Source organism: Streptomyces sp. CA-142005, from assembly GCF_050942335.1.
Taxonomy (GTDB): Bacteria; Actinomycetota; Actinomycetes; order Streptomycetales; family Streptomycetaceae; genus Streptomyces.
In genome coordinates this window covers 8,121,693-8,144,861 of sequence record NZ_CP192078.1, presented here as the reverse complement: position 1 = coordinate 8,144,861, position 23,169 = coordinate 8,121,693, and the positions used below count along the sequence as shown (strand labels likewise).

Annotated in this window: 20 protein-coding genes and 1 pseudogene; 6 read left to right on the top strand and 15 right to left on the bottom strand. The window is 69.4% G+C overall.

Going from position 1 to position 23,169, the window contains the following annotated elements; genetic code table 11:
• The first annotated feature begins 162 nt into the window (after positions 1 to 162).
• Together ACQPXS_RS37950 and ACQPXS_RS37945 are read left to right on the top strand one after the other, a co-directional pair.
• Positions 163 to 1,383, top strand: a complete 1,221-nt coding sequence (locus tag ACQPXS_RS37950; protein WP_433453970.1) for a metallophosphoesterase — start codon at positions 163 to 165, stop codon at positions 1,381 to 1,383.
• 87 nt (positions 1,384 to 1,470) lie between these two features.
• A pseudogene (locus tag ACQPXS_RS37945) lies at positions 1,471 to 2,234 on the top strand (formyltetrahydrofolate deformylase); the annotation flags it as partial.
• Between the two features lie 435 nt (positions 2,235 to 2,669).
• Here the strand turns inward: ACQPXS_RS37945 and ACQPXS_RS37940 are convergent.
• From ACQPXS_RS37940 to ACQPXS_RS37930, 3 genes are all read right to left on the bottom strand, one after another.
• Complete coding sequence (locus ACQPXS_RS37940) at positions 2,670 to 3,329, bottom strand: MSMEG_1061 family FMN-dependent PPOX-type flavoprotein (RefSeq protein ID WP_433453969.1); 660 nt, start codon at positions 3,327 to 3,329, stop codon at positions 2,670 to 2,672.
• A 307-nt stretch (positions 3,330 to 3,636) separates the two neighbouring features.
• Entirely contained in the window at positions 3,637 to 3,948 is a 312-nt protein-coding gene (locus tag ACQPXS_RS37935) for a hypothetical protein (RefSeq protein WP_433453968.1), read from the bottom strand.
• Positions 3,949 to 4,365: 417 nt separating this feature from the next.
• Complete coding sequence (locus ACQPXS_RS37930; protein ID WP_433453967.1) at positions 4,366 to 5,064, bottom strand: TMEM175 family protein; 699 nt, start codon at positions 5,062 to 5,064, stop codon at positions 4,366 to 4,368.
• Positions 5,065 to 5,425: 361 nt separating this feature from the next.
• Here ACQPXS_RS37930 and ACQPXS_RS37925 point away from each other — a divergent pair, with 361 nt between their 5' ends.
• Together ACQPXS_RS37925 and ACQPXS_RS37920 are read left to right on the top strand one after the other, a co-directional pair.
• Positions 5,426 to 6,268 (top strand): NmrA/HSCARG family protein, encoded by an 843-nt coding sequence (locus ACQPXS_RS37925; RefSeq protein WP_433453966.1) that lies wholly within the window; start codon positions 5,426 to 5,428, stop codon positions 6,266 to 6,268.
• A gap of 9 nt (positions 6,269 to 6,277) precedes the next feature.
• Positions 6,278 to 6,439 carry a WhiB family transcriptional regulator gene (locus ACQPXS_RS37920; RefSeq protein ID WP_433453965.1) on the top strand — a complete coding sequence of 54 codons (162 nt, stop codon included), beginning with the start codon at positions 6,278 to 6,280 and terminating at the stop codon, positions 6,437 to 6,439.
• 99 nt (positions 6,440 to 6,538) lie between these two features.
• Here the strand turns inward: ACQPXS_RS37920 and ACQPXS_RS37915 are convergent, their stop codons facing one another.
• From ACQPXS_RS37915 to ACQPXS_RS37875, 9 genes are all read right to left on the bottom strand, one after another.
• Positions 6,539 to 6,919 (bottom strand): VOC family protein, encoded by a 381-nt coding sequence (locus ACQPXS_RS37915; RefSeq protein WP_433453964.1) that lies wholly within the window; start codon positions 6,917 to 6,919, stop codon positions 6,539 to 6,541.
• A gap of 149 nt (positions 6,920 to 7,068) precedes the next feature.
• Positions 7,069 to 7,791: an L-ribulose-5-phosphate 4-epimerase AraD gene (araD, locus tag ACQPXS_RS37910; protein ID WP_433453963.1), complete on the bottom strand. Its 723-nt coding sequence runs from the start codon at positions 7,789 to 7,791 to the stop codon at positions 7,069 to 7,071.
• Between the two features lie 13 nt (positions 7,792 to 7,804).
• A complete protein-coding gene (gene araA / locus ACQPXS_RS37905; RefSeq protein WP_351807775.1) occupies positions 7,805 to 9,322 on the bottom strand; it encodes an L-arabinose isomerase in 1,518 nt (505 codons plus the stop codon).
• Positions 9,323 to 9,347: 25 nt separating this feature from the next.
• Positions 9,348 to 11,039 carry a ribulokinase gene (araB, locus tag ACQPXS_RS37900; protein WP_433453962.1) on the bottom strand — a complete coding sequence of 564 codons (1,692 nt, stop codon included), beginning with the start codon at positions 11,037 to 11,039 and terminating at the stop codon, positions 9,348 to 9,350.
• Between the two features lie 58 nt (positions 11,040 to 11,097).
• On the bottom strand, positions 11,098 to 13,143 hold the full coding sequence (locus ACQPXS_RS37895) for an RICIN domain-containing protein (RefSeq protein WP_433453961.1): 2,046 nt from the start codon (positions 13,141 to 13,143) through the stop codon (positions 11,098 to 11,100).
• Between the two features lie 101 nt (positions 13,144 to 13,244).
• Positions 13,245 to 14,774, bottom strand: coding sequence for an alpha-N-arabinofuranosidase (locus ACQPXS_RS37890; RefSeq protein WP_433453960.1), 1,530 nt, complete (start codon positions 14,772 to 14,774; stop codon positions 13,245 to 13,247).
• A 47-nt stretch (positions 14,775 to 14,821) separates the two neighbouring features.
• A complete protein-coding gene (locus tag ACQPXS_RS37885) occupies positions 14,822 to 15,724 on the bottom strand; it encodes a carbohydrate ABC transporter permease (RefSeq protein WP_351807779.1) in 903 nt (300 codons plus the stop codon).
• Positions 15,721 to 16,713 (bottom strand): carbohydrate ABC transporter permease, encoded by a 993-nt coding sequence (locus tag ACQPXS_RS37880; protein ID WP_433453959.1) that lies wholly within the window; start codon positions 16,711 to 16,713, stop codon positions 15,721 to 15,723. Before ACQPXS_RS37880 ends, ACQPXS_RS37885 begins: the two co-directional genes overlap by 4 nt.
• 95 nt (positions 16,714 to 16,808) lie before the next feature.
• Positions 16,809 to 18,158 carry an ABC transporter substrate-binding protein gene (locus tag ACQPXS_RS37875; protein ID WP_433453958.1) on the bottom strand — a complete coding sequence of 450 codons (1,350 nt, stop codon included), beginning with the start codon at positions 18,156 to 18,158 and terminating at the stop codon, positions 16,809 to 16,811.
• Positions 18,159 to 18,614: 456 nt separating this feature from the next.
• On the opposite strand from ACQPXS_RS37875, the gene ACQPXS_RS37870 reads away from it, so the two are divergent.
• Positions 18,615 to 19,652, top strand: a complete 1,038-nt coding sequence (locus ACQPXS_RS37870; RefSeq protein WP_433453957.1) for a LacI family DNA-binding transcriptional regulator — start codon at positions 18,615 to 18,617, stop codon at positions 19,650 to 19,652.
• A gap of 296 nt (positions 19,653 to 19,948) precedes the next feature.
• Here ACQPXS_RS37870 and ACQPXS_RS37865 read toward each other — a convergent pair whose 3' ends face one another.
• The gene (locus tag ACQPXS_RS37865; RefSeq protein ID WP_433453956.1) at positions 19,949 to 20,134 is read right to left on the bottom strand and encodes a hypothetical protein; all 186 of its coding nucleotides are present in this window, start codon (positions 20,132 to 20,134) and stop codon (positions 19,949 to 19,951) included.
• A 101-nt stretch (positions 20,135 to 20,235) separates the two neighbouring features.
• Positions 20,236 to 21,681: an FG-GAP-like repeat-containing protein gene (locus tag ACQPXS_RS37860; protein ID WP_433453955.1), complete on the bottom strand. Its 1,446-nt coding sequence runs from the start codon at positions 21,679 to 21,681 to the stop codon at positions 20,236 to 20,238.
• Positions 21,682 to 22,097: 416 nt separating this feature from the next.
• On the opposite strand from ACQPXS_RS37860, the gene ACQPXS_RS37855 reads away from it, so the two are divergent.
• Complete coding sequence (locus ACQPXS_RS37855) at positions 22,098 to 22,262, top strand: hypothetical protein (protein ID WP_433453954.1); 165 nt, start codon at positions 22,098 to 22,100, stop codon at positions 22,260 to 22,262.
• A gap of 52 nt (positions 22,263 to 22,314) precedes the next feature.
• On the opposite strand, the gene ACQPXS_RS37850 is transcribed toward ACQPXS_RS37855, so the two are convergent.
• Positions 22,315 to 23,016, bottom strand: coding sequence for a hypothetical protein (locus tag ACQPXS_RS37850; protein WP_433453953.1), 702 nt, complete (start codon positions 23,014 to 23,016; stop codon positions 22,315 to 22,317).
• Positions 23,017 to 23,169: the final 153 nt, after the last annotated feature.

The window sequence follows — 23,169 nt, the reverse complement described above, 5'->3', positions numbered from 1 at the left end:
CAGCAACTGCGGTGTGTCGAAGCCCCGTCGCGCCAAGAGGTCCTGTCATGCCGTTGTACGACCCTGCCACCCCCGCTGTCGCCCCGGATGGACAAGCTGACTGCCCGTGCCCGGCCACCGGATACAGTGCGCGAGACGGCAGCCTGGTCAGGGAGGGGAAGCGTGACCGACACCAGCAACACACGGCCCGCCGAGGGAGAAGCGCAAGCGCCGCGGCAGAGCCGACTGCACCGCCTGATGCGCTACATCCCCCTGATCGCCCCCGTCCTGCTGTGGGCCGTGCCCTGCTGGGTGCTCCTGTACACCGGCCAGCACTGGCCGCTGCCCGTGACGCTGGTCGGCACCGCCCTGTTCGTCCTCGGCCTCGTCGGTATGCCGCTCGCGATGATGCGCGGCCACGGCCGGCGCCAGCAGGACCGGGCGGCGATCGTCGGTGACACCCTGCTGGGCACGAGCTGGGTTCTGTTCACCTGGTCCGTTCTGCTCGGCGTCTTCTTGCGGCTCGCCCTGACCGTGGCCGGCGTCGGCGAGAGTCAGGACCGGGCCCGAATCGTCACGTGGGCCGTCCTCGGCGTAAGCGCCGTGCTGCTCGCCTGGGGGTACGCCGAGGCCCGCCGCGTGCCACGCGTGCGCCGACTCGACGTGCAACTCCCGCGGCTGGGTGCCGGGTTGGACGGCATCCGCGTCGTCCTCATCACCGACACCCACTACGGTCCCCTCGATCGCGCTCGCTGGTCGGCACGGGTGTGCGAGATGGTGAACACCCTGGAGGCCGACCTCGTCTGCCACACCGGCGACATCGCGGACGGCACGGCCGAACGCCGCCGCGCCCAGGCCGCCCCACTGGGTACCGTGCGGGCCACCCGGGCCCGTGTATACGTCACCGGCAACCACGAGTACTACAGCGAGGCCCAGGGCTGGGTCGACCTGATGGACGAGCTGGGCTGGGAGCCGCTGCGCAACCGCCATCTGCTGCTCGAACGCGGAGGCGACACCCTCGTGGTCGCCGGCGTGGACGACGTCACGGCCGAGTCCTCCGGCCTGGCAGGCCACCGCGCCCACCTCGCCGGAGCGTTGGACGGCGCCGACCCCGACCTGCCCGTCCTGCTCCTGGCACACCAGCCGAAGTTCGTCGACCGGGCGGCAGCCGCCGGCATCGACCTCCAACTCTCCGGCCACACCCACGGCGGCCAGATCTGGCCCTTCCACCACCTGGTCCGCATCGACCAGCCCGCCCTCGCCGGCCTCACCCACCACGGCCCCCGCACCCTCCTCTACACCAGCCGCGGCACCGGCTTCTGGGGCCCGCCGTTCCGCGTCCTCGCCCCCAGCGAGATCACCCTGCTCGTACTCCGCTCCCCGCACCTGCCCACCTCGCCGTAGACAGGGCGGGCCAACACATCCGCCTGGAGGTGTCCTCAAGCTGAGGGGTGCGGCGGCGACAGATGACCAAGCCCGTCTCACCGGCACGGATGCGACATCACCGAGCACCAGCAGTTCGACGACGCCGACAACGGCATCGTGTTCCTGCGCACCGGCTTCGCCACCCCCGACACGAGGGTCACGCTGGGCGGCCTGCGGGACACCTTCGCACCGGTAGCGGCCGAGTTCGGCATGGAGTGGCAGCTCAGGGACGCCGCACACAAGCCACGTGTGCTGGTCATGGTGTCGAAAGTCGACCATTGCCTGGCCGACCTGCTCTACCGGTGGCGCGGCGACGCTCTGGACGCCGAGATCGTCCTGGTGGCCTCCGACCACCCCGACCTCCAGCCGCTGGCCGCGGCCGAAGGCGTACCGTTCGAGCACATACCGGTGGCGGCCGACACCAAGCCGCAGGCCGAAGCCCGGCTGCTGACTCTGGTGGAGGAACACCGCATCGATCTCGTCGTGCTCGCCCGCTACATGCAGGTCCTCTCGGACGACCTGTGCAAGCGGCTGGAAGGCCGGGCCATCAACATCCACCACTTCTTCCTGCCGAGCTTCGCCGGAGCCAAGCCGTACCACCAGGCCCACCGCCGCGGAGTGAAACTCGTCGGCGCGACCGCCCACTACGTCGCCGCCGATCTGGACGAAGGCCCGATCATCGAGCAGGAGATCATCCGCGTCGATCACCGGGCCGGCCCCGACCAACTCGTCACCGTCGGCCGCGACGCCGAGCGCCTGGCGCTGTCGTCAACTGGCACTGCCAGGGCCGTGTTCTGATCCATGGCAACCGGACCGTGGTCTTCAGCTGACCCTCATCCCAGGCCACCGACGTGCCCGCATCGCCCTGGCCCTGCTCCAGGGACTCGCAGGCGGCCGCAGGCATACGCGACGGCAGGGCGACCGGGCGGGGCGGGGCTCACTCCGACCGGTACTGCCGGCATTCCCGCCGGTTCCCGGGCGCGGCGCCGCACCGCCGCGTTCGTCTTCCGGGCCGGTGCCCGTCCGCCGTGCCTGCGGCAAATGGGGGGAGGCCACGCTTTGAGGGTCGGCGGCCTCCTCCCATCAACAGCAGCCCCCGCCCGCAGACGCCGGTGCATCACCGCGCTGCGCACGGCGTGACAGACTCAACGTCCTCCTCGGCCGCAGACGTCGCCTGGGGGCCGGGTCACACGATCCGGTCACCCGGCCGATTCCTCCCGGAACTGTGCCATCGGGACCACAGCCACAATCGCAGGGTCTGCCCGCTACTCGTACCGGTACTTGAGTGACTCCGCCTCCGCCTGCTCGATGTCGGCGATCGTCAGCTCCGGCATCCGCAGCTGGGCCAGCGTCACCTCGGCCGAGGTCGGCTGGGCGTCCGCCGGCAGCCACTGCTCCGGCTTCCAGGCCCCGCTGCGCAGGAGTGACTTGGGGCAGTGCGGGTAGACCTCCTCGATCCCCAGCACCAGCGCACTGGCCGGCGGCTTGCCCACGGCGGTCAGCTGCGACAGCAGCTCCGGACGGGTGGAGACGCAGGCACGGCCGTTCACCCTGAGCGTCGTGGTGCGCCCGGGAATGACGAACAGCAGCCCGGCCCGTCCGGTGGCGATGACGTTCTGCAGGGTGTCCAGACGCTTGTTGCCGGTCGCGTCAGGTATCGCCACCGTCCGTGCGTCCAGGACGGTGACGAACCCGGCGGGGCCACCGCGCGGGGAGACGTCACAGTTGCCCTCGGCGTCCGCGCTGGCCACCAGGACCAGTGATGAGCAGCCGATCAACCGCCGGGTCTGCTCGGTGAGTTCGGTCATCTGCTTGCGCACGGCCGCGTCGCTGGGGAGTTGGTAGACCCGGCGCAACGCCTGCTCGTCGGACACGGCGTCGAGGCGGAGCGAGTCGAAGGCACTGCCGGCAAGGGGTGTCGTCATGCCAACGACCCTAATGGGCCGACCCACGATTGATCTTGGTCGGTGAGCCCCGGGACATGGAGACCACCTCGCGAGCTGCCGGATGTGTGAAGATCAAACAGGCCCGCGCGGCCATGTTCCATCCTGCCTCCTGCGGGCTGTCGCGCGAGCATCTGGGCGAGGTCGGTCGCGGAACTCGCCCCGCGCTGAGTGGCGGGCTGTGAGTCCGTCCGGGCGTCAAGGGCGACGCGAGGGCGACCGTCGGCGGGAAAGGCCCCGAGGGACGGGCCCGTCACCGAGCGGGCGGCTGGCGCGAGGTAAAACCCCGTCAGCCTTTCCCCGGGTCTGTTTCGAGCACGCCAACGCCGAAGTCCGGCAGTGGGGCCTGCTCCTGCGGTGCACCGGCCGCCGTGAGGCCTATGGAGAGACTCACCTCGCCATCGCCGCTTTGGTCTCCGACCGCGCCGCCAAGCGGCCCACCCGGCACAAACCCAGCACCGAACTGGGGCACGTTCGCATCAAGGCCTGCTTGAAGGCCGAGCTGCTCGTCGCCCTGAGCACGTGCTCCAGCGAAGCTGTTCTCCCCCAGCTGGTACGCAAACTGGAGATCCTCGGCGCCGGCAGGCCGGTGGTCGGCCATCGTGATCGGCAAGTGGGAGAACGACTTCGACACCGAACAGGCCCGCTCGGCCCTTCGATCGAGCAGCACTCCGGCGCAGTCGGTCGACACCGACGCCGCCAAGGTCGGCGCCGACGCCTGACCTTTTCCGTCGCATCGACATCCAGCGGTGGACGTTCTCCACCGCCCGCAGCACCGAAGACGAGGACAGACCGCATGACCGCGCCCAGCCTCTCCCACTCGATTCGATGACCATCCGGCTCGAGGTCCCCGCGGGAGGCAGTGCCGTCCCGCGACTGACAGCCACGCGAGTCACGTCAGGGTCGGCGAGGCTTGGCCGCGTCGCAGGCCGCATGCGGAACACCTCGGCCGACCAGGGCGCCGGACGCCCGTGCGGCAGCGTCCGCCCGGCAACCAGGCCACCGAGGTCAGAGCTCGTCAGACCGCACCGTCGCGACCTGTCTCGTCTGCCCGATGTCCGGCACCAGGCGGAGCCGTCCCGCCGGGCAGACCTTCACTGGTGACGAAGTAGAAGACGGGGAGGAGGACGAACACGGCGATCGCCAGCAGCGGTGCGATGAGCACCCCCATCAGCCCGGCCACGATGTAGGCGAGAGCACCGGCCCAGGAACGAAGCCGACCGTGCCGCACGTAGGTGTACTCCACATCAGGATCCAGCAGCTCCGGCCGGTGGGAGAGCTGTTGGTAGAAGGCCACCCAGCTCAGGCACATCGCCGCGGCGATGCCGGCGTACAGAGCGACGGCCACCCGCGCGTCCGCGCCCATGGGATCTGCCTGCAGCGCGTCCGCCACCACCGCGGTCGGAAAGGACAACAACCCCGTGGTGAGCAGCAGAAACAGGTTGGCGGCATGCAGCCCGCGATCCATGGTCCTGATACGGACGAAGGCCTGGTGATGGTTGAGCCAGATCACCGCGACGTAGCCGAAGGACGCCAGGTAGCCGAGATAGGCAGGCCACTGAACCAGCAAGGCCCGGCCAAGGCCGCCCGGTTTGTGCGGAGGGTCGGCAAGATTGAGGACGAGAAGCGTGACGGCGATGGCGAACACACCGTCACTGAATGCCTCGGCCCGTGTGGTCTCGGAACGTGAGAACTTGCGGGGATGGGTGCGGGACAAGCCGTCTCCTGACGTACAGACTCATGTCGTTCACAAGTATCCGTGCGCTGTCTCCGTCACCGCGTCCTACGAGCAGGGCCTTGTGCACTTCTGGACACGAAGAAGGCGCGGGTGAGGGAGAAGGCGGCGGGCTCATGCAGTTCGGTTCCCGCCCCGCCCCCGAGTCCGGACTCCTGGATGCGCGGGCGGGGAGCGACACCGGTGTGCTGGTGAGGAAGCAGACGGTCCGCGCTCCGAGCGGTGAGGTGCTGACCATCGGGCAGCCGCGCGGCTGCGTCTGCCGTCCAGGACAGACGGTTACGGTGGGGCCGGATGCATTGATCCACTGCCATGCCTGGCAGCAAGGAAGGACGTTCTACCGATGGTCGATGGGCCGATCCTGGTACTGGGAGCAACCGGCGGGCAGGGCGGTGCCGTGGCCGACGCGTTGCTGGGTAGCGATGCCCGGCTCCGGGCGCTGGTACGTGACCCCCTGCGAGGAGCCGCACGGGAATTGGCCCGCCAAGGCGTCGAGGTGGTGGCCGGGTCCCTGAGCGATCGCGCGTCGCTCGCCGCGGCGATGAGCGGGGTGGCGGGCGTCTTCGCGTTGACCACTCCCTTCGAGGCCGGTGTGGAGGCGGAAGTGGCTCAGGGGCGGGCAATTCTGGCTGCCGCCCGGGAAACGGGCGTGCCCCATCTCGTGTTCAGCTCGGTAGCCGGCGCCGACCAAAAAAGCGGCGTACCCCATTTCGACAGCAAGGCCCGGATCGAAGCCGAGCTGGTCTCCGGGGACGTGCCCTACACCATCCTCGGACCGACGTATTTCTTCGACAACGCCCTGGGCGGTACGGAACGCATCCGCAACGGCGTTCTCGATCTGCCGCTCCCACCCGACCGGCCGTTGCAGCAACTGGCCCGCCCCGACCTCGGTGCCTTCGCGGCGGAAGTCCTGCTCAACCCCGCCCCCTATGTCGGGCAGCGTATCGAGCTGGCCGGCGACGCGCCCACTCCCGCCCAGATGGCGGCCACGCTCGGCGCGGTGCTGGGACGGGAGGTCCGTCACGAGTACGTACCGCTGACCGAGATCAGCAATCCGGACATGCATGCGATGTGGACGTTCCTGAATGGACCCGGCTATCGCGTGGACATTCCCGCACTGCACGGTGCTCACCCGGAAATTCCATGGACCGGATTCGCGGACTGGGCGCGCCGCACGTTCGCTTAGGGTTGAACGGTGCGCTGGACCAAGCCACTTTCGGAGGCATGGAAGTGGCAGGCCGACGCCGCGTGCCGTGGAATGGACAGCTCCGTGTTCTTCTCGCCCACCGGTGAGCGGGGCCCTGCGCGCCGACGGCGGGAAGAGGCAGCACGGTCACGGACGCGCCCGGGAAGCTGAGGTACCAAGACCCCCATCTTCGACTCGGACAGGTACAGCAGATCCCGCATGGCAGGGCGTGTGCGGCGTAAGCATGGTCACCGACCGATCGCTGGGTCGTCAACGCCAGGCGGTGGCCTGCGCGTTGAAGATCTCGGGAGCGCTCTCCACGGGGAGTACGCACACCAGGTGCCCTCCAGGCACTCGTAGCACGTGGCACTCCTGCCACTGTGAAATGTGCTCCGCGCCCAAAGCGATCAGGCGCGTGATTTCCGCCTCGGTGTCATCGGTCTCGATGTCCAGATGGATACGAGGTGCGTCGTTGACCGCTTGAACGGCGGTGATCAGTCCTGGCAGAGCCTGATGGAGGGTGGTGAATTGCGGTGCTGGCGGAAACGGTTGAGCGTCAACACCGAGAGCCGCTGACCAGAAGCCGGCTGCCTGGGCAGCCTCAGCTTCGGGCGTGTCGATGACAACGGCGTAAACGCGACTTCTGTGCATGGGCTGCAGCCTTTCTTGTCATGGGCTCAAAGGTCGTCGTGTGCGCACGACGCCGGCATCCAGCAGATGCCCCTGGGCGGCAAGAACGGCACCTTGCCACGAGCCCGACCAGGGTTCGTGGCACTCCTCGCAATCGAACGCGGGCGGCGTCACGGTCTCACCGGCTCCGGGTTGCCGTAGTAGGCGTCGCGGCCGTGCTTGCGGGTGTAGTGGCGTTCCAGCAGGTGGCGGGGCGGTGGAGCCGACGGGGAGAGGGACATGGTGTGCAGGGCGATGTCGGCGACGGCCTCGCAGATGATCGCGTGTTCCAGGGACTTGCGGGCGCCGGCGCCCCAGGTGAAGGGGCCGTGGCCGGCGACGAGGGCGGCGGGGACCTCGACGGCCCGCCGGTCGTCGGCGCCGAGGAGGTCCACGATGACCTGGCCGGTGTTGTACTCGTAGTCCTTCGCGCACTCCTCCTCGGTGAGGTCGCGGGTGACGGGCACCGGGCCGTTGAAGGTGTCGGCGTGGGTGGTGCCGAGGACGGGGATGTCGCGGCGGGCCTGGGCGAAGGCGACGGCGTGGGTGGAGTGGGTGTGGGTCACGCCGCCGATGGAGGGGAAGGCGAGGTAGAGGCAGCGATGGGTCTCGGTGTCGGTGGAGGGGCGCAGGTTTCCCGCCACCACGGCGCCGTCGGCCAGCCGGACCGTCACCAGGTCGTCGATCGTCAGGGACTCGTAGGTGACCCCCGATGGCTTGATGACGAACACCCCCGCCTCACGGTCGACCCCGCTGACGTTGCCCCAGGTCAGGGTCGCCAGACCGACCTGAGGGATGGCCAGGTTCGCTTCCAGGACCTCGCGGCGCAGGCCCTCCCGGATGGCTGTGGTCATCGTCGTCTCCTTCTCACAGCGCCTGGGCGAGGCGGTGGTAGGCGGCGTTCCAGCGGATCTCCTTGGCCAGCTGCCCGGAGGTGGTGTGCTCGTCGATCGTGAGCAGTTCGATGCCGGTCATGGCGGCGAAGTCGCCGAGTGTCTCCGGGTCCACGGCCGCGCTGAGCACGGTGTGGTGCGGGGCGCCGGCGAGCAGCCAGCTCTCGGCCGACTCGGCCAGCGAGGGGCGCGGCTGCCACACGGCCCTGGCCACCGGCAGCTGGGGCAGGGGCTGGCTGGGGGCCACCACGTCGACGGCGTTCGCGGTCAGCCGGAAGCGGTCGCCCAGGTCGCACAGGCCGACGACGAGGGCGGGGCCGGGAGCGGCGTCGAAGACGAGGCGGACGGGATCCTCGCGGCCGCCGATGGACAGGGGGTGGATCTGGCAGCTGGGGCGGCCGGCGGCTACCGAGGGGCAGACTTCCAGCATGTGAGCGCCGAGGATGCGCGGGGTGCCGGGGCCGAGGTGGTAGGTGTAGTCCTCCATGAAGGTGGTGCCGCCGGGCAGTCCGGCGCCCATGACCTTCATCGTGCGCAGCAGCGCCGAGGTCTTCCAGTCGCCCTCGCCACCGAAGCCGTACCCGTCGGCCATGAGGCGCTGGACGGCGAGGCCGGGAAGCTGGCGCAGACCACCAAGGTCCTCGAAGTTGGTGGTGAAGGCGGTGAAGCCGCCCTCGGTGAGGAAGCGGCGCAGGCCCAGTTCCTGGCGGGCCGCGTACAGCAGCGCGTCGTGGTGGATGCCGTCCGGGCGCAGGGCAGGGACGACGTCGTACGACTCGGCGTACTCGGCGGCGAGTTCGGCCGCGGCCTTGTCCTCGACGGCGTCGACGACGGCGACGAGGTCGTTGACGCCGTAGGTGTTCACGGAGAAGCCGAACCGCAGCTGTGCCTCGACCTTGTCGCCCTCGGTCACCGCGACCTCGCGCATGTTGTCGCCGAAGCGGGCCAGGCGCAGGGTGCGTGCGGCGTGCCGGCCGGCGGCGGCCCGTGTCCAGGCCGCGATGCGGCCGACCACCCTGGGGTCGGTGGCGTGCCCGGCGACGATCTTCCGGTTGACCCCGAGGCGGGCCTCGATGTGTCCGAACTCGCGGTCGCCGTGGGCGGCCTGGTTGAGGTTCATGAAGTCCATGTCGATTCTCGACCAGGGCAGCGACAGGTTGTACTGCGTGTGCAGGTGCAGCACCGGGCGGTCGAGCGCGCTGAGTCCGGCGATCCACATCTTCGCCGGGGAGAAGGTGTGCATCCACACGATCACTCCGACGCACCGGTCGGAGGCAGTGGCCTCCAGGCACATCCGCCGGATCGACTCGGCGTCGGTGAGGACCGGCTTCCACACGATCCGCAGCGGGATCTCGGGCGCGCCGTCGAGCAGTTCGGCGATCTTCTGGGACTGCTCGGCGACCTGGCGCAGGGTGTCGTCGCCGTACAGGCTCTGGCTGCCCGTGAGAAACCAGATTTCCTGGCCCTCGAAAGGGCTCTCGGATGTCGTCATGGCTGTTCCTTTCACAGGGGGTGGTTCAGACGGAGGTCTCTGTGCGCAGGCGGCGCAGACGGTGCATGACGTCGTTGGCACCGCGGCCGAAGTAGTCGTGCAGCACCCGGTACTCCGCGTACAGGCGCTCGTAGGCTGCGGCGCGGTCGGGGTCCGGCAGGTAGACCCCGCGCTCGACCTTGCCCATCGCCTGGGCGGCGGCGCGGATGTCGGGGTACGCCCCGGCGGCGACGGCGGCGTGCATCGCCGCGCCCAGCGCCGGGCCCTGCGCGGAGCCGATGATGCTGAGCGGGCGGCGGGTGACGTCGGCGTAGATCTGCATGAGCAGGGCGTTCTTCGTCAGGCCGCCCGCGATGATCAGTTCCTTCACCGGAACGGCGGCGGCCTCGAAGGCGTCGACGATGGTGCGGGTGCCGAAGGCGGTGGCCTCCAGCAGGGCGCGGTAGACGTCCTCCGGGCGGGTGGCCAGCGTCTGGCCGACGATCAGGCCGCTGAGGTCGTGGTCGACCAGCACCGAGCGGTTGCCGCTGTGCCAGTCCAGGGCCAGCAGTCCGTGCTCGCCGACCTGCTGCGGGGCGGCGAGGGCGGTCAGGTACTCGTGCGGGGTCTGCCCCGCGGCCGCGGCCCGCTCGGCGTACGCGGCGGGGAAGCCGGTGCGTACCCACCAGGCGAAGATGTCGCCGACGCCGCTCTGCCCGGCCTCGTAACCCCACAGGCCCGGCAGGATGCCGCCGTCGACGACTCCGCACATCCCCGGCACGGTCGCCTGCTGGTCGGAGCTCATCACATGGCAGGTGGAGGTGCCCATGATCGCGACCATCTGGCCAGGTTCGACGGCCGCTGCCGCCGGCGCGGTCACATGGGCGTCGACATTGCCGACGCAGACCGCGATGCCCTCCGGCAGACCGGTCCAGGCGGCAGCCTCGGCGGTCAACCGCCCTGCCGCGTCGCCGAGTTGCCCGATGGGCTGGTCCAGCTTGTCGGTGACGAAGCCGGCGAAGTCCGGGTGCAGAGCGGCGAGGTGGTCGGGCGAGGGATAGGCGCCGTCCTGGTACTGGCCCTTGTAACCCGCGGTGCAGGCGTTGCGCACGTATGTCCCGCACAGCCGCCAGACGATCCAGTCGGCCGCCTCCAGCCACCGCTCGGTGCGGTGATAGATCTCGGGGTCCTCCTCCAGGACCTGGAGCGCCTTGGCGAACTCCCACTCCGAGGAGATCTTCCCGCCGTACCGCTCCAGCCAGGGCTCCCCCAGCTCGGCGGCCAGCGCGTTGATCCGTTCGGCCTGGCCCTGGGCGGCGTGGTGGCGCCAGAGTTTGACGTAGGCGTGCGGGCGGGCAGTGTACTCGGGCAGCTCGCACAGCGGGGTGCCGTCGGCGAGCACCGGCAGGACGGTGCAGGCGGTGAAGTCGGTGCCGATGCCGATGACCTGCTCGGGCGCCACTCCGGCGTGGGCGAGAGCCTCGGGTACGGCGGTGCGCAGGACGTCGAGGTAGTCCGAGGGCACCTGAAGGGCCCAGTCGGGCGGCAGCGGGGTGCCGTCGGGCAGCTGCCGGTCGAGGACGGCGTGGGCGTAGACGTGCTCGGCCGATGCGAGCTCGGCGCCGTCGCGGACGCGGACGACGACCGCGCGGCCGGACAGGGTTCCGAAGTCGACACCTACGGCACAGGGCTCTTCAGACACGGCGACCCCGCCTTTCTTGTTCGGTATGACAGTCATCGTTCGGGATGCTGGACAGTAGGCCGGGGGTCCGGCCGGGACCGGACCCCCGGGTGGGTCAGTTGACCCGGGCGATCTGCCAGAGTTCGTCGGCGGCGCCGGTGTCCGCCGACTGGACGATCAGCGCGCCGTTGGCGGTGGAGGCCGAGGCGACGTCCGCCACCAGGCCGCTGCCGGAGTTGACGAGCTTGAAGTAGCCGTTGCCGGCGTCCGTCAGCGTCCACTTCTGGGAGGTCGCGCCGGAGGACGAGTTCTGGACGACGGCCGCCCCCGACGAGGTCGAACCGTTGTTGTCGAGGAACAGACCGCTGTTGACGTTCTTCACGGTCCACGCCCCGCCGCCGGCCGACTGGAACGTCCACAGCTGGCAGTTGTTGGCGGTGTTGACCCACTGGCCTGCCTGCTTGCCCACCGTGGTGGAGGCGCCGGGGATCTCCAGGAACTTGCCGCTGTTCTTGTTGATCAGGCGGTACTGGCCTGGAGACAGGCTGGGGAGGGCGGTCTGGGTGAGATTCCAGCGCTGGCAGGCGCAGCCGGTGTCGGACCACTGCCCGGCCGCGGTGCCGACGGTGGTGGAGGCACTGGGTATCTCCAGGTATTTGCCGCTGATCCGGTTGGTGGCGGTGAAGCCGCCGGCCGGGTTCGGGGCGAGGGCCCACTCGTGGTCGAGGGTGCCGTTGTCGTCCCACTGCAGGACCTTGGCGCCGTTGGCGGTGGACTGGTTCTGCACGCCCAGCACCTTGCCGCTGGCCACGTTGAAGATCTTGAAGTAGCCGGACATCTGCTGGACGAACTTCCACTGCTGGTCGGTGGCGTTGTCGGCGTTCTGCTGGGTGGCGTAGGTGCCGTTGGTGGTGGAGCCGCCGGCGATGGTCAGCAGCAGATGGCTGTTGGCGTTGGACAGGGTGTAGGTGGCACCGTCGGAGATGCCGCCGCCCAGGTCGATCGTGCCGTAGGTGACGGGGTTCAGGCCGGTGCTGGTCAGGTGGCCGCCGCTGAAGACCATCAGGCTGTGGCCGTCGGCGAGCGGGAGCAGGCCCCGGCTGTAGCCGCCGGGGACGGTGGAGGCGATGCGCGTCCACTGGTTCGCCGCGCCGTTCTGCGTGTTCAGGAACAGGTCGTCACTGCTGTTGGCGCTGACCACCAGGGTGCCGTTGGCGCCGCCGGTCGGCAGCCAGGTGATGTACGGCGAGCTGGTGGGCACGTAGCCGTCGGTCGTCTTCAGCGCGGTCCCGGTCGCGGAGCCGAAGGCCTCCGGGTCGGAGGAGATCTTGTAGTAGACGGCGAAGCCGCCCTCGGGAGCACCCCAGAACTCGTACGTCATCACGTAGTTGCCGTTGGGCAGCTTCGCGACCGTCGGCATGCCCGGGCGGTCGCTGTAGGTCGATGTGGCGACGTCGTTCACCACGGAGCCCCAGGTGAGGCCGTCCGTGCTGACCTGGTGCACGATCTTCTGGCCGTTGTCGGGGTCACGCTGGTCGGAGTAGTACACGATCAGCTTGGAGCCGGAGACCATCAGGAACGGCTCCCACACGGGCGTCTGGCCGTTGGTGGGGTCGGCCTTGCCGCCGGTGGCGATGGTGCTGACGTAGGACCAGCTGGCGCCGTGGTCGGTGCTGGCGTACAGGTCCAGCTCCGTTGAGGACAGGTCGCTCGGGATGGAGTTGCCGGCCGCGAGGATCGTGCCTGCGGGGAAGTTGCCGACGGCCGTGGGCAGTTCGTACAGGAACGGCTGGTAGCGCATACCGAAGCCGTTGTGCGTGTCGGTGATGCTGGAGATCTGCGTCCAGCTGTTGCCGTTGTCGGTGCTGCGGTAGATCGGGAAGACCGGGGTGCCCGAGCTGTACTGCTCGAACGTGGCGAGCAGGGTGCCGTTGGACGATCCGCTGTACTGCAGGCGCAGGGCGCGCGGGTAGAGCGAGCCGGGGGACGGGGCGTTCGACGGCGGGGTGTACATCGTCTGCGAGGCGCGCGAGATGGCGTGCGCCGGGCCGGCGGCGGGCAGGACGAGGGCGACGGCGGCTGCGAGCAGGGCCAGCAGCAGGGTGATCGCCTGGGTTCTGGGCAGGGCGCGGTGTCCGGCGCCTTCCCGGGTGGTGGACATGGGCGGCTCCCAAGGAGTGTCCGGGGAAAGGGGTGGTGCGGGCCCGCCGCTCCCGGGGGAGGAGAAGGGAGACCGGAGGCGGCGGGGGCAAAGGGGGTGGCTCAGCCGGCGCGGCGCAGCCGGACGACGTTCCAGGAGACGGGCGGCAGGGTCGCGGTGAGCCGGCCGTCGGTGACGGCACCGGTGCCGGCGGTGTACGGCCGGACCCGGTCCGGGTCGTCCTGGGTGTTGGTGGCGCGGATGTCGGGGTCGCTGAGCACCGAGTGCTCCACCGGCGTGTAGCCCGGGAACGCCCGCAGGTCGAGGGCGAGTTCCACGTTCTCGCTCTGGTGCCGGTTGACGGCGAAGACGGTGAGCTCGTCGGCGCCGTCGGCGCCGTCGGCGCCGGCGATGTGGGTGGCCACGGCGTCGACGACGGGAACCTCGCCGAAGCGCTTCGTCTCGTACACGGGCGCGACCGGCTCCACCCGCAGGACGGTGCCGCGGGCGTGCCGGGCCGCCTGGGCGAAGGGGTGGAAGGTGGTCTGCCGCCAGCTCGGGCCGCCCGCCTCGCTGCGGATGGGGGCGATGACGTTGACCAACTGGGCGAGGCAGGCGGCGGTGACGCGGTCGCTGTTGCGCAGCAGGCTGATCAGCAGCCCGCCGACCACGACGGCGTCGGCGACGTTGTACTCGTCCTCGATCACGCGCGGGGCGACGGCCCATTCGGCGGGCTTGCCCTGAGCCTCGAAACGGGAGTTGTACCAGACGTTCCACTCGTCGAAGGAGAGGTTGATCCGCTTCTTGCGGCGCTGCTTGGCCCGGATGTGGTCGGCGGTGGCGACCACCGACTCGATGAAGCCGTCCATGTCGACCGGGGAGGCCAGGAAGCTGCCGAGGTCGCCGTCGAGTTCCTCGTAGTAGGCGTGGCAGGAGATGTAGTCGACCTGGTCGTACGCCTCCTCCAGCACGGTCGCCTCCCAGGCGCCGAACGTCGGCATCGAGGAGCTGGAGCTGCCGCACGCGACCAGTTCGAGGTTCGGGTCGATCATGCGCATGGCGCGGGCGGTCTCGGCGGCCAGGCGGCCGTACTCGGCGGCGGTCTTGTGGCCCGTCTGCCAGGGCCCGTCCATCTCGTTGCCGAGACACCACATGCGGATGCCGAAGGGATGCCGGGCGCCGTTCTTGATCCGCTGGTCGGACCAGGCGGTGCCGCCGGGGTGGTTGCAGTACTCCAGCAGGTCGAGGGCCTCCTGGACGCCACGGGTGCCGAGGTTGAGCGCCATCATGGGCTCGACGCCGGCCTTGCGGGCCCAAGTGGCGAACTCGTGCAGACCGAACGCGTTGGTCTCGGTGCTGTGCCAGGCCAGGTCGAGACGGGTGGGGCGGTCGCCGGCCGGGCCGACGCTGTCCTCCCAGCGGAAGCCGGAGACGAAGTTGCCGCCGGGATAGCGCACGGTGGTCACGCCCAGCTCGCGCACCAGGTCCAGGACGTCACGGCGCAGGCCGTCCTCGTCGGCGAGCGGGTGGCCGGGTTCGTAGATACCGGTGTAGACGCAGCGGCCCATGTGCTCGACGAACGAGCCGAAGGTACGGGGGCTCACGTCGGCGACACGGAAGGCGGGGTCGACGGTCAGGGAGGCGTGCAGCATGAAGGTCGCTCCGGGAGGTGCGCGAGAACGGTGGGGCGGAGGGTGGGCTACTTGAGGCTTCCGACGGTCAGACCGCCGCGCCAGTACCGCTGCAGGAGGAGGAAGGCCACGATCAGCGGGAGGATCGCGACGAGGGAACCCGCGATGACGAGGGTGAACAGTGCGTTGGCGCCGGACTGGATCAGCGCTCCCTGGTACCAGGACTGCAGGCCGACGGTGAGCGGGAACAGCTTGTCGTTGTTGAGCATCACCAGCGGCAGGAAGAAGTTGTTCCAGGTGCCGACCATGGAGAACAGCAGCACGGTGACGAGCGCGGGCTTCAGGGTCGGCAGTGCCACCGACCACAGCAGGCGCAGCTCACCGGCCCCGTCCATGCGGGCCGCCTCCAGCAACTCGTCCGGCAGGGACTCCTGCACGTAGACCCGCACCAGGTAGACGCCGAACGGGTTGAGCAGCTGGGGCAGGATGACCGCCCACATGGTGTTGGTCAGCGCCACCTTGCTCAGCAGCAGGTAGGTGGGGATGGCCAGCGCGGTCGCGGGCACCATGATGGCGCCGAGGAGGCTGGAGAAGAGCAGGTTGCGCCCGGGAAAGCGGTACTTCGCGAAGGCGTAGCCGGCGAGGGTCGCCACGGCGGTGGCACCGACACCGCTGACGCCCGCGTAGATCGCGGTGTTGCCCATCCAGCGCAGGTACTCGCCGTCGTTGTACGTGAACAACTGCTGGACGTTGTCGAAGAACGAGCCCGGCGAGTGGAACCACAGCGCGGCGGTGGAGAACAGCGCGTCGTTGTTCTTGCTGGCCGCGACGACCAGCCACCAGAACGGCAGCAGGAAGTACAGGATCATCGCCACCATCACCGCGTTGACGGTGACGCGCCCTCGGACGGCGGACGTACGGCGGGGCGCCGGGACGGCGACGGCGGGAACGGGGGCTGCGGCGGTCGTCACTTCAGTCCGCTCCTTTTGCGCGTGGCGAACAGGAAGAGGTAGGAGCCGATGAAGACCACCGCTCCGAGCGAGAAGGAGATGGCGCCGGAGTAGTTGAACTCCGAGTACTGGAAGGCCAGGTTGTAGGCGTACAGGTTCGGCGTGTAGTCCGGGCTGATCACCTGGGAGGCGGTCGGTTCCAGGACCCGGGGCTCGGTGAAGAACTGCAGGGTGCCGATGATGGTGAACATGAGCGTGAGCACTAGGGCCGAGGAGATCATCGGGATCTTGATCCGCAGGGCCGTCTGGATCTGCCCGGCGCCGTCGAGCTTGGCCGCCTCGTACACCTCGCGGGGCAGCCCCTGGAGCGCGGCGTACAGAACGATCATGTTGTAGCCGGTCCACTGCCAGGTCACGATGTTGCCGAGCGAGGTCAGCATCAGACCGTGCGACAGCAGGTCGACCTTGCCGAGGCCGAGGGCGTTGCTCAGGGAGTTCACCGGGCCGAAGGTCGGGCTGTACAGGAAGCCCCACATCAGCGCGCCGATCACCGCGGGCACCGCGTACGGCATGAACAGCGTCATGCGGAAGACCTTGGCGAGGCGGCTGGCGACCTCGTCGATGATGAGGGCGCCCAGCAGGGCCAGCCCGAGCATCACCGGGATCTGGACCACACCGAAGACCACCACGCGGCGCACACCGGACAGGAAATGCGGGTCGGTGAAGGTCTGCTTGTAGTTGGCGAACCAGCTGAAGTGGTCGCCGCCGACCAGGGTGGAGGTCCTCAGGCTCAGCCAGAAGGCGTACGCCAGCGGCGCCACCAGGAAGGCCAGGAAGAGCAGGGTGAACGGGGCGATCAGCAGGAAACCCATGCCCCGGTGGCGGGCGCGTGCGGACAGACCCGAGCTACGCCGGCCGCTCTTCCCGCCGACGATCTTTCCATCAAGTTCTTTGGTGGGCAGGGGACTTGATGGCGCGAGTGCTGGTCCCTGCTGTCGGAGCAGGCTCATCACATCTCCTTGCGCGTGGTACGGGCCCCGCCGACGGCGGCCGGGTGACGCGCGGGCGTCGGCGGGGGCGGTGCGGACTTGAGGACTCGAGCCGGTTACTTGCTCACCTTGAATCCCTGCTTGCTCGCGTAGGAGGTCACCTGGCTCTGGACGTTGTCGTTCACCGCGGACCAGTCGGTCTGGCCCTGGAGCGCCTTGCCCACCTCACTGGTGTCGGTGTTGTAGGCGAAGTCCTGGAACGGGCTCCAGTCGAAGCTCCCGATGGCGTTCGCGGCGGGCACGAACACCGAGTTGATCTGCTGGCCGCCGAAGAAGTCGTACTTCTTCTGCTTGAAGTAGGCCCCGTTGAGGATCGGGCTGGACAGCGGGAACAGGTAGGCCTGGTCGATGCCGATCTTCCAGGCGGCCTCGGAGGTGCCGAAGAGCTCCCGGGCGACCTCGGTGGCCTCCTTGGGGTGCTGGGTCTGCGCGGTCACCGCGAAGGACGAACCGCCCCAGTCGCCCTGGTCGTTGCCGCCGGCCGTCCACTGCGGCAGCGGGGCCACCCGCCACTTGCCGGCAGTCTTCTTGGCGACGCTGGAGAGGTAGCCCGGACCCCAGCCGGCCGCGATGTAGGTGGCGTACTTGCCGGTGCTGAGGCCGTTGTAGAAGTCCGTGGTGGCGTACGAGGTGGTGTCGACCAGCTTGTTCTTCACCAGGTCGCCCCAGTAGTCGTACACCTTCTTGGCCCCGGCGTCGTTCATGTGGACCCCGATGTTCGGCAGCTTGCTGGCCGAGTAGGTGTAGGGGCGGGAACCGGCCTGCCACATCAGGCCCTGGCGCCAGCCGGCGGCGGTCTCATCGCTGCCGAAGTCGGTCAGGTACGCGCTCGGGTCGGCCTTGTGGAGCTTGACCGCCTCCTCCTTGAACTCCGCCCAGGTGGTCGGCACCTTCAGGTTGTACTTCTTGAAGAGGTCGGCCCGGTACATCATCGCCATCGGCCCACCGTCGACCGGGATGGCGTAGACGTGGTCGCCGTCGGAGGCCTGGTTCCAGGCCCACGAGACGTACTTGCCCTTGTCCGCATTCGCGCCGTACTTGCCCATGTCGAGCAGGCCCTTGGTGAGTTGGATGGTCGGCAGCTCCTGGAACTCGAGCATGACGACGTCCGGGGCGCCTTGGCCCGCCTTGAGCGCCGTCTTCAGCTTGGTGTACTCGTCCTGCCCGACGCCGGCCTGCACCCAGTCGACCTGGACGTCCTTGTGCGTCTTGTTGAACTGGGCCACGACCTGCTTGAAGTCCGGGTACCAGGCCCACACCTTGATGTGCACCGGGCCGCTGGACGAGGCGCCGGAGCCGCTGCCGCCACCGGATCCGCAGGCCGCGAGGAGCACACCGGCGAGGGCGGCGGAGGTCGTCGCGACGGCGGTCCGGCGCAGGGAACGGGGCAGTCTGGTGGACGACATGAGCATTCTCCTGGGTGAGGTGCCCGAGGGGCAGGAAGGGGAGGGCGGAGGGAGGTGGAGAGCGGTATACGGCGGTATGTGCCGTAACAGTGCAGGTGGATTTCTATCTCGAACGCCGTTCGAGATGTCGGACAAAAGAGAGGGCGGGCGTCGTCAGGCCGCGGCGAATAACGTGGGGTGTGCTGTCCGGGCGCCAGGGGTTGCCTGCCCGGAAGCGGTCACCTGCGTCACTGCGGCTCCTACCGGTCGTCCCCGGGATCGCTGCCGGGGATCCGGCCCGCGGCGACGCCACGGACCTGCACGTCAGAGCGAAGAGGAGGCGGTTCCCGATCATCCCTTCGAGGATGCCTCTGCTAGGCTCTGCAGCGCTGCAAAAGTGTTAACCGAAGGATTGCCGCGCTGCAAGAGCTGGGGCGAAACTTTCGAGTAATGGTCCATCCAGGATGAAGGTGACCTATGGCAAAGGGCGTCACACTGCGCGACGTCGCGGCGCTGGCCGGAGTCTCCAGTCGCACCGTGTCGAACGTGGTCAACGGCTACGCCCCGGTCTCCGAGGCCATGCGTGCCCGGGTACAGAAGGCGGTCGACGAACTCGGCTACCAGCCGAACGTCCTGGCCCGCAACCTCGCTTCGGGCCGGTCGGGCCAGATTGCGGTGGTGGTTCCGTATCTGGACACGCCGTACTTCGCCGAACTGCTGCAGGGCATCATCCGCGCGGCCCGGGTGCAGGGGTACAACGTCCTGATCGACCAGACCGACGGCGACGCGGAACACGAGAAGCTGTTCCTCAGCCGCGGCTCGCAGCAACTGCTCTTCGACGGCGTCATCTTCAGCCCGCTGGGCATGGCCCAGTCCGAACTGTCCGAGCGCGACCCGAAGCTCCCGCTGGTCGTGCTCGGCGAGCGGGTCAGCGACGGCGGCTTCGACCACATCGGCATCGACGACGTCACGGCCTCCCGTGAGGCCACCGAGCACCTGCTCGATCTCGGCCGGCGCCGCGTCGCCGCGATCGGCGACCAGCCGTACCGCACCGGCGAGGCGGCACAGCTGCGCACCCGCGGCTACCGGCTCGCCCATGAGCGGGCCGGCGTGCCCGTCCGCGAGGAGTACGTCATCTCCACCCCCCGCTTCAACCGCTCCGACGGCGCCACCGCCATGGCCCACCTGCTCGACCTCGAGGAACCGCCCGACGCGGTCTTCTGCTACAGCGACCTGGTCGCCCTGGGCGCGCTGCACACACTGGCCTCACGTGGCCTGCGCGTCCCGGAGGACGTCGCGATCGTCGGCTACGACGACATCGAGGACGCCCGCTACTCCAACCCGCCCGTCACGACGATCTCGCCGGACAAACGGATGATCGCCGAGACGGCGGTGGAGCGACTGCTCAAGCGCATCGGCAGCTCCACCCCCGTCCCCGGCATGGAGATCCGCGCGCCGCACCGGCTCATCCCGCGAGTGAGCACGGTGGGGCGGCATGCGACGGGCGCGTCCTGAACGCCCCGGGCGACGTGCCGCGTGCAGCCGGGGGGGCGGCGGGTCGGGGTGCATGCGTTCCGGGGCGGCGCCCACCGGCGCCGGGCGGGACGGCCTGTGACGCGTCGATTCCGGCCGGCGGGCGCAGTTGGTGTCCGTGCCGTGGGTGTCATCGATCGTCACGAGGCATCCGTCCGGCTTCCGTGCAGCTGAAATTCGGGTCGGCCTCGTATGGCCAAGTGCCCCAGGCCGGGCTGGAGGGTGGCGATTCAATCCAGGTCGGTGATGCCGACGGCGGCACGGGACCAGTTGGGTGCCTAGCGCTTGAGGTCGCCGACGCGGTAGAGGAGTTCGGCGCCGCGCTTGTCCACCGAGGCCGGGAAGTCCGGGTCGTTGGCGCGAGCCCGGCCCAGCGCGGCGAGCGTGAGCTGCGGCAGGTGCTCCGCTTGGGCTTTGCGCAGCCCCACGATGGCGTCGTCCGGCGCCGCGGGCCGGGGTTGCACGGGCCGCCGCCCACCTCAGGATGCGGTTCCTCCCGGACGTGAACGCCAGGGAAAAGCAGGCGTAGCCCGCCGGAAGTTCCCCGCAGGCCACGCCCGGTGGGTCACCCCGCCATCCGGTACCCGAAGTTGCCGCCCCCGCTCAGCCCACCCAGGGTGCCGAGGGAGAAGCTGGTGGCGCCGGTGCCGATGACGCCACTCGCGTCGGTGGCCAAGTTCCAGACGCGGCCCTTGTAGCCGTCCTCGCCGTTACCGCCGACGTACAGCTCGGTGGCGCCGTCACGGTTGCTGTCCAGCAGGGCGAGCGCCGAGCCGAAGTGGTCACCGGCCTCCGAGGTGCTCGGGATGCCCTTGGCGTTCTGCGTGAAGCCCTTGGCGCCCACGGTGCTCACCCCGGTCGGGCTGCCCCACAGCACGTCGATGGCCCCCGACTCCTTGGTGTTCACGTCGTCCAGCCCCGTCTCGTACGGGATGCCGACCGCGATGTCCGGGTAGCCGTCCTTGTTGGTGTCGCCGACGGCCAGCGAGGAGCCGAACTTGTCACCCGTCTCGTTCATGCCGGGGACACCACTGGAACCCTGCTGGTACGAGCGCGAGGTGCGAGTGGTGCTGACACCGTTGGGGCCGCCGTAGGTCACGAAGATCTGGTTCCTCTCCGCGTGCCCGGTGACCAGGTCCTGGTAACCGTCCTTGTCCAGATCGGCGAAGGCCGACGCGTGGTGACCGCCGTCGTAGACGTACGGCGCCGGGAACGTGGAGCCCTTCACCAGCCCGGTCGGCGAGCCCTTGAGCACCGTTCCGGCGGGCGCACCGCTGCCGAGCACCTTGTAGCCGCTGGTCACCACGTCGGCGATGCCGTCGCCGGTGAGGTCGCCCACGAAGACGGTGCCGATGACCAGGTCGTCCAGCCTGTCGCTGGCGCGGTACCAGGTGCCGGCCGCCTTGCCGGTGGCCCGGTCGAGCGGCCCGAGCAGCACGGCGGCGCCGTACGAGGAGCCGCCGCCCTGGTAGCTGCCGTAGATGGCGCGGCTGACGAAGTCGTCGACGCCGTCCCCGTTGACGTCACCGATGCCGATCCCGCCGCCGAGCAGACGCGGCTGGTTGCCCGCCGGGAGGACGGTCGCGGCGCCGGTGAGGCCTTCCTTGCTGCCCCACAGGACGGTGTTCTTGTCTGCCCAGTGGATCACCAGGTCGTCGAAGCCGTCGCCGTCCAGGTCCCCGGCCGCGGTGGCCTCGCGCCACTTGCCGTCGGTGACCGCGTCGCCCGGCACGCCCGGCGTGGCCTGGCTGACGATCTGGGCGGTGTCGTACCGCAGGCCCGTCGCGGACCCGTACGCCACCGCTACCACCCCGGCGCGCTGGACGTCGCCCACCGCCGCGGTGTGCGCGCCGATGGCCAGGTCCGGATAGCCGTCACCGTTGAAGTCGGCGTGGCTGCCCCCCGCGGCTGCCGCACCGGTGACCGTGCCGGCCGGCGCGGCCGAGGCCGTACCGGCGGCACCGAACACGACCGCCGCAACGGCAGCCGTGACGAGCGCACTTCTGCGCATGGAACCCCCCACAGAATGATCGAATACGACCGGATCATACGGGTCAGGGGGACAAGGGGTGACGAGAAGGGTCGGGCCCGGGCTCCCGCCCTGCTCGTATTCGGCACGTGGCGGCGGGCGCGCTGGGACTGGGGTGCGGATGGGGATCCGCGACAGCGACGGGCGGTTTGTCGGGCCGGTCTACAAGGGCCGACGTTGAGTCTGGCGATCTGCCGGTCGAGGCTGGCGAGCTCCCGGTCCAGCGACGCCAGTTCCCTGTCGAAGTAGTTGGACACGGAGTCGTAGCCCTCGGAGGCGGGCACGGCTGGGCTGACGTTCAAGGTCGCACAGTCGGCGGCCCCCAGATCGGACAGCACCGCCCGCGGCCGCTCCAAGGCCGCAGCCGTGTCCGAGCCTTCCACGATTTCAAGGTCAAGATGGCAACGCCCCATGCCACTGCCCGCTCCGGTGACCTCGTCGTCGAGCTCGAACGCCGCTTCCAAAGCCTCCTCGACCTCATCACGGTCGATCGGCAGCCCCACGAAGACGATCTCGACGAACACCACGGCCCTCCCCCACCAGCCGCCCCCGGACTCACCTGATCATTCCGGAGTGATCGCGAAAGCTACGGAGCCCGGGGGTCCGCCCGGCGATCTACGCCGGGACAAGGACGGTAAGCCATTCCGCTTCACGTGGCCGGTATCCGTAGCGATCCCACAACCCCGACACGATCGCCGGGACATGGCCGGCTCCGTAGACGACGGCCACCCGGATCGGCTCGGCGCCGCGCTCCGTGTGGATCTCGCCGAGCGCGTCGAGCAACCGCTGCTCGCGCCGACCAGCCATCGCGTGCTCAACAGGACCGTCGGCCATCATCTCCGCTCGCAGCGTTGACGGCAGGTCCTCGACGACCAGGTCTTCATCCAGGAAGGCGCGCGGACCGCGCAGCGCGAACACCAGGCCCATCACCGGGGCCCCCACCATGAGCAGTACGTACATCCACCGCGGCAGTGTCTTCAGGTCCTCGATCGCCTCCGCCGCGGTCACATCCGGGTTGACGACCGGCACGTCGTCGGGGAGCAACAGATCATCGCGCTGTTCCTGCAGCCCGTTGCGCCGCCGACGTGGGGCGAACCGGTACGCAAGCGTGATGGCACTCACGGCGACCGACTTCCCCCGGATTCCCTCGATGACGATGAGGTCGCATTCCCTGAGCCTGAGGCGGACCTGGGAGTAGAACGTGGGCGAAGCGACGTGCAGCATAGGGAAGATCACGAATTCAAGTGGCGTCTCTGTCCGCCTCATCGTGATCACAGCAGATCGGACGGCATACCCGGTCACCTCGATGATCTGCATGATTCCCCCCCGGCGAACCTCACCCGTTCACCCGTTCCAGGAGACGAGCCTGTCCGAGGCCATGGTTCCCATACGAGCGCCGGCAGCGACCGGACTGAGCAGACACTCCCGCGGTACCATCCGGCCACTGACCGCCCACCACATCACGTGATC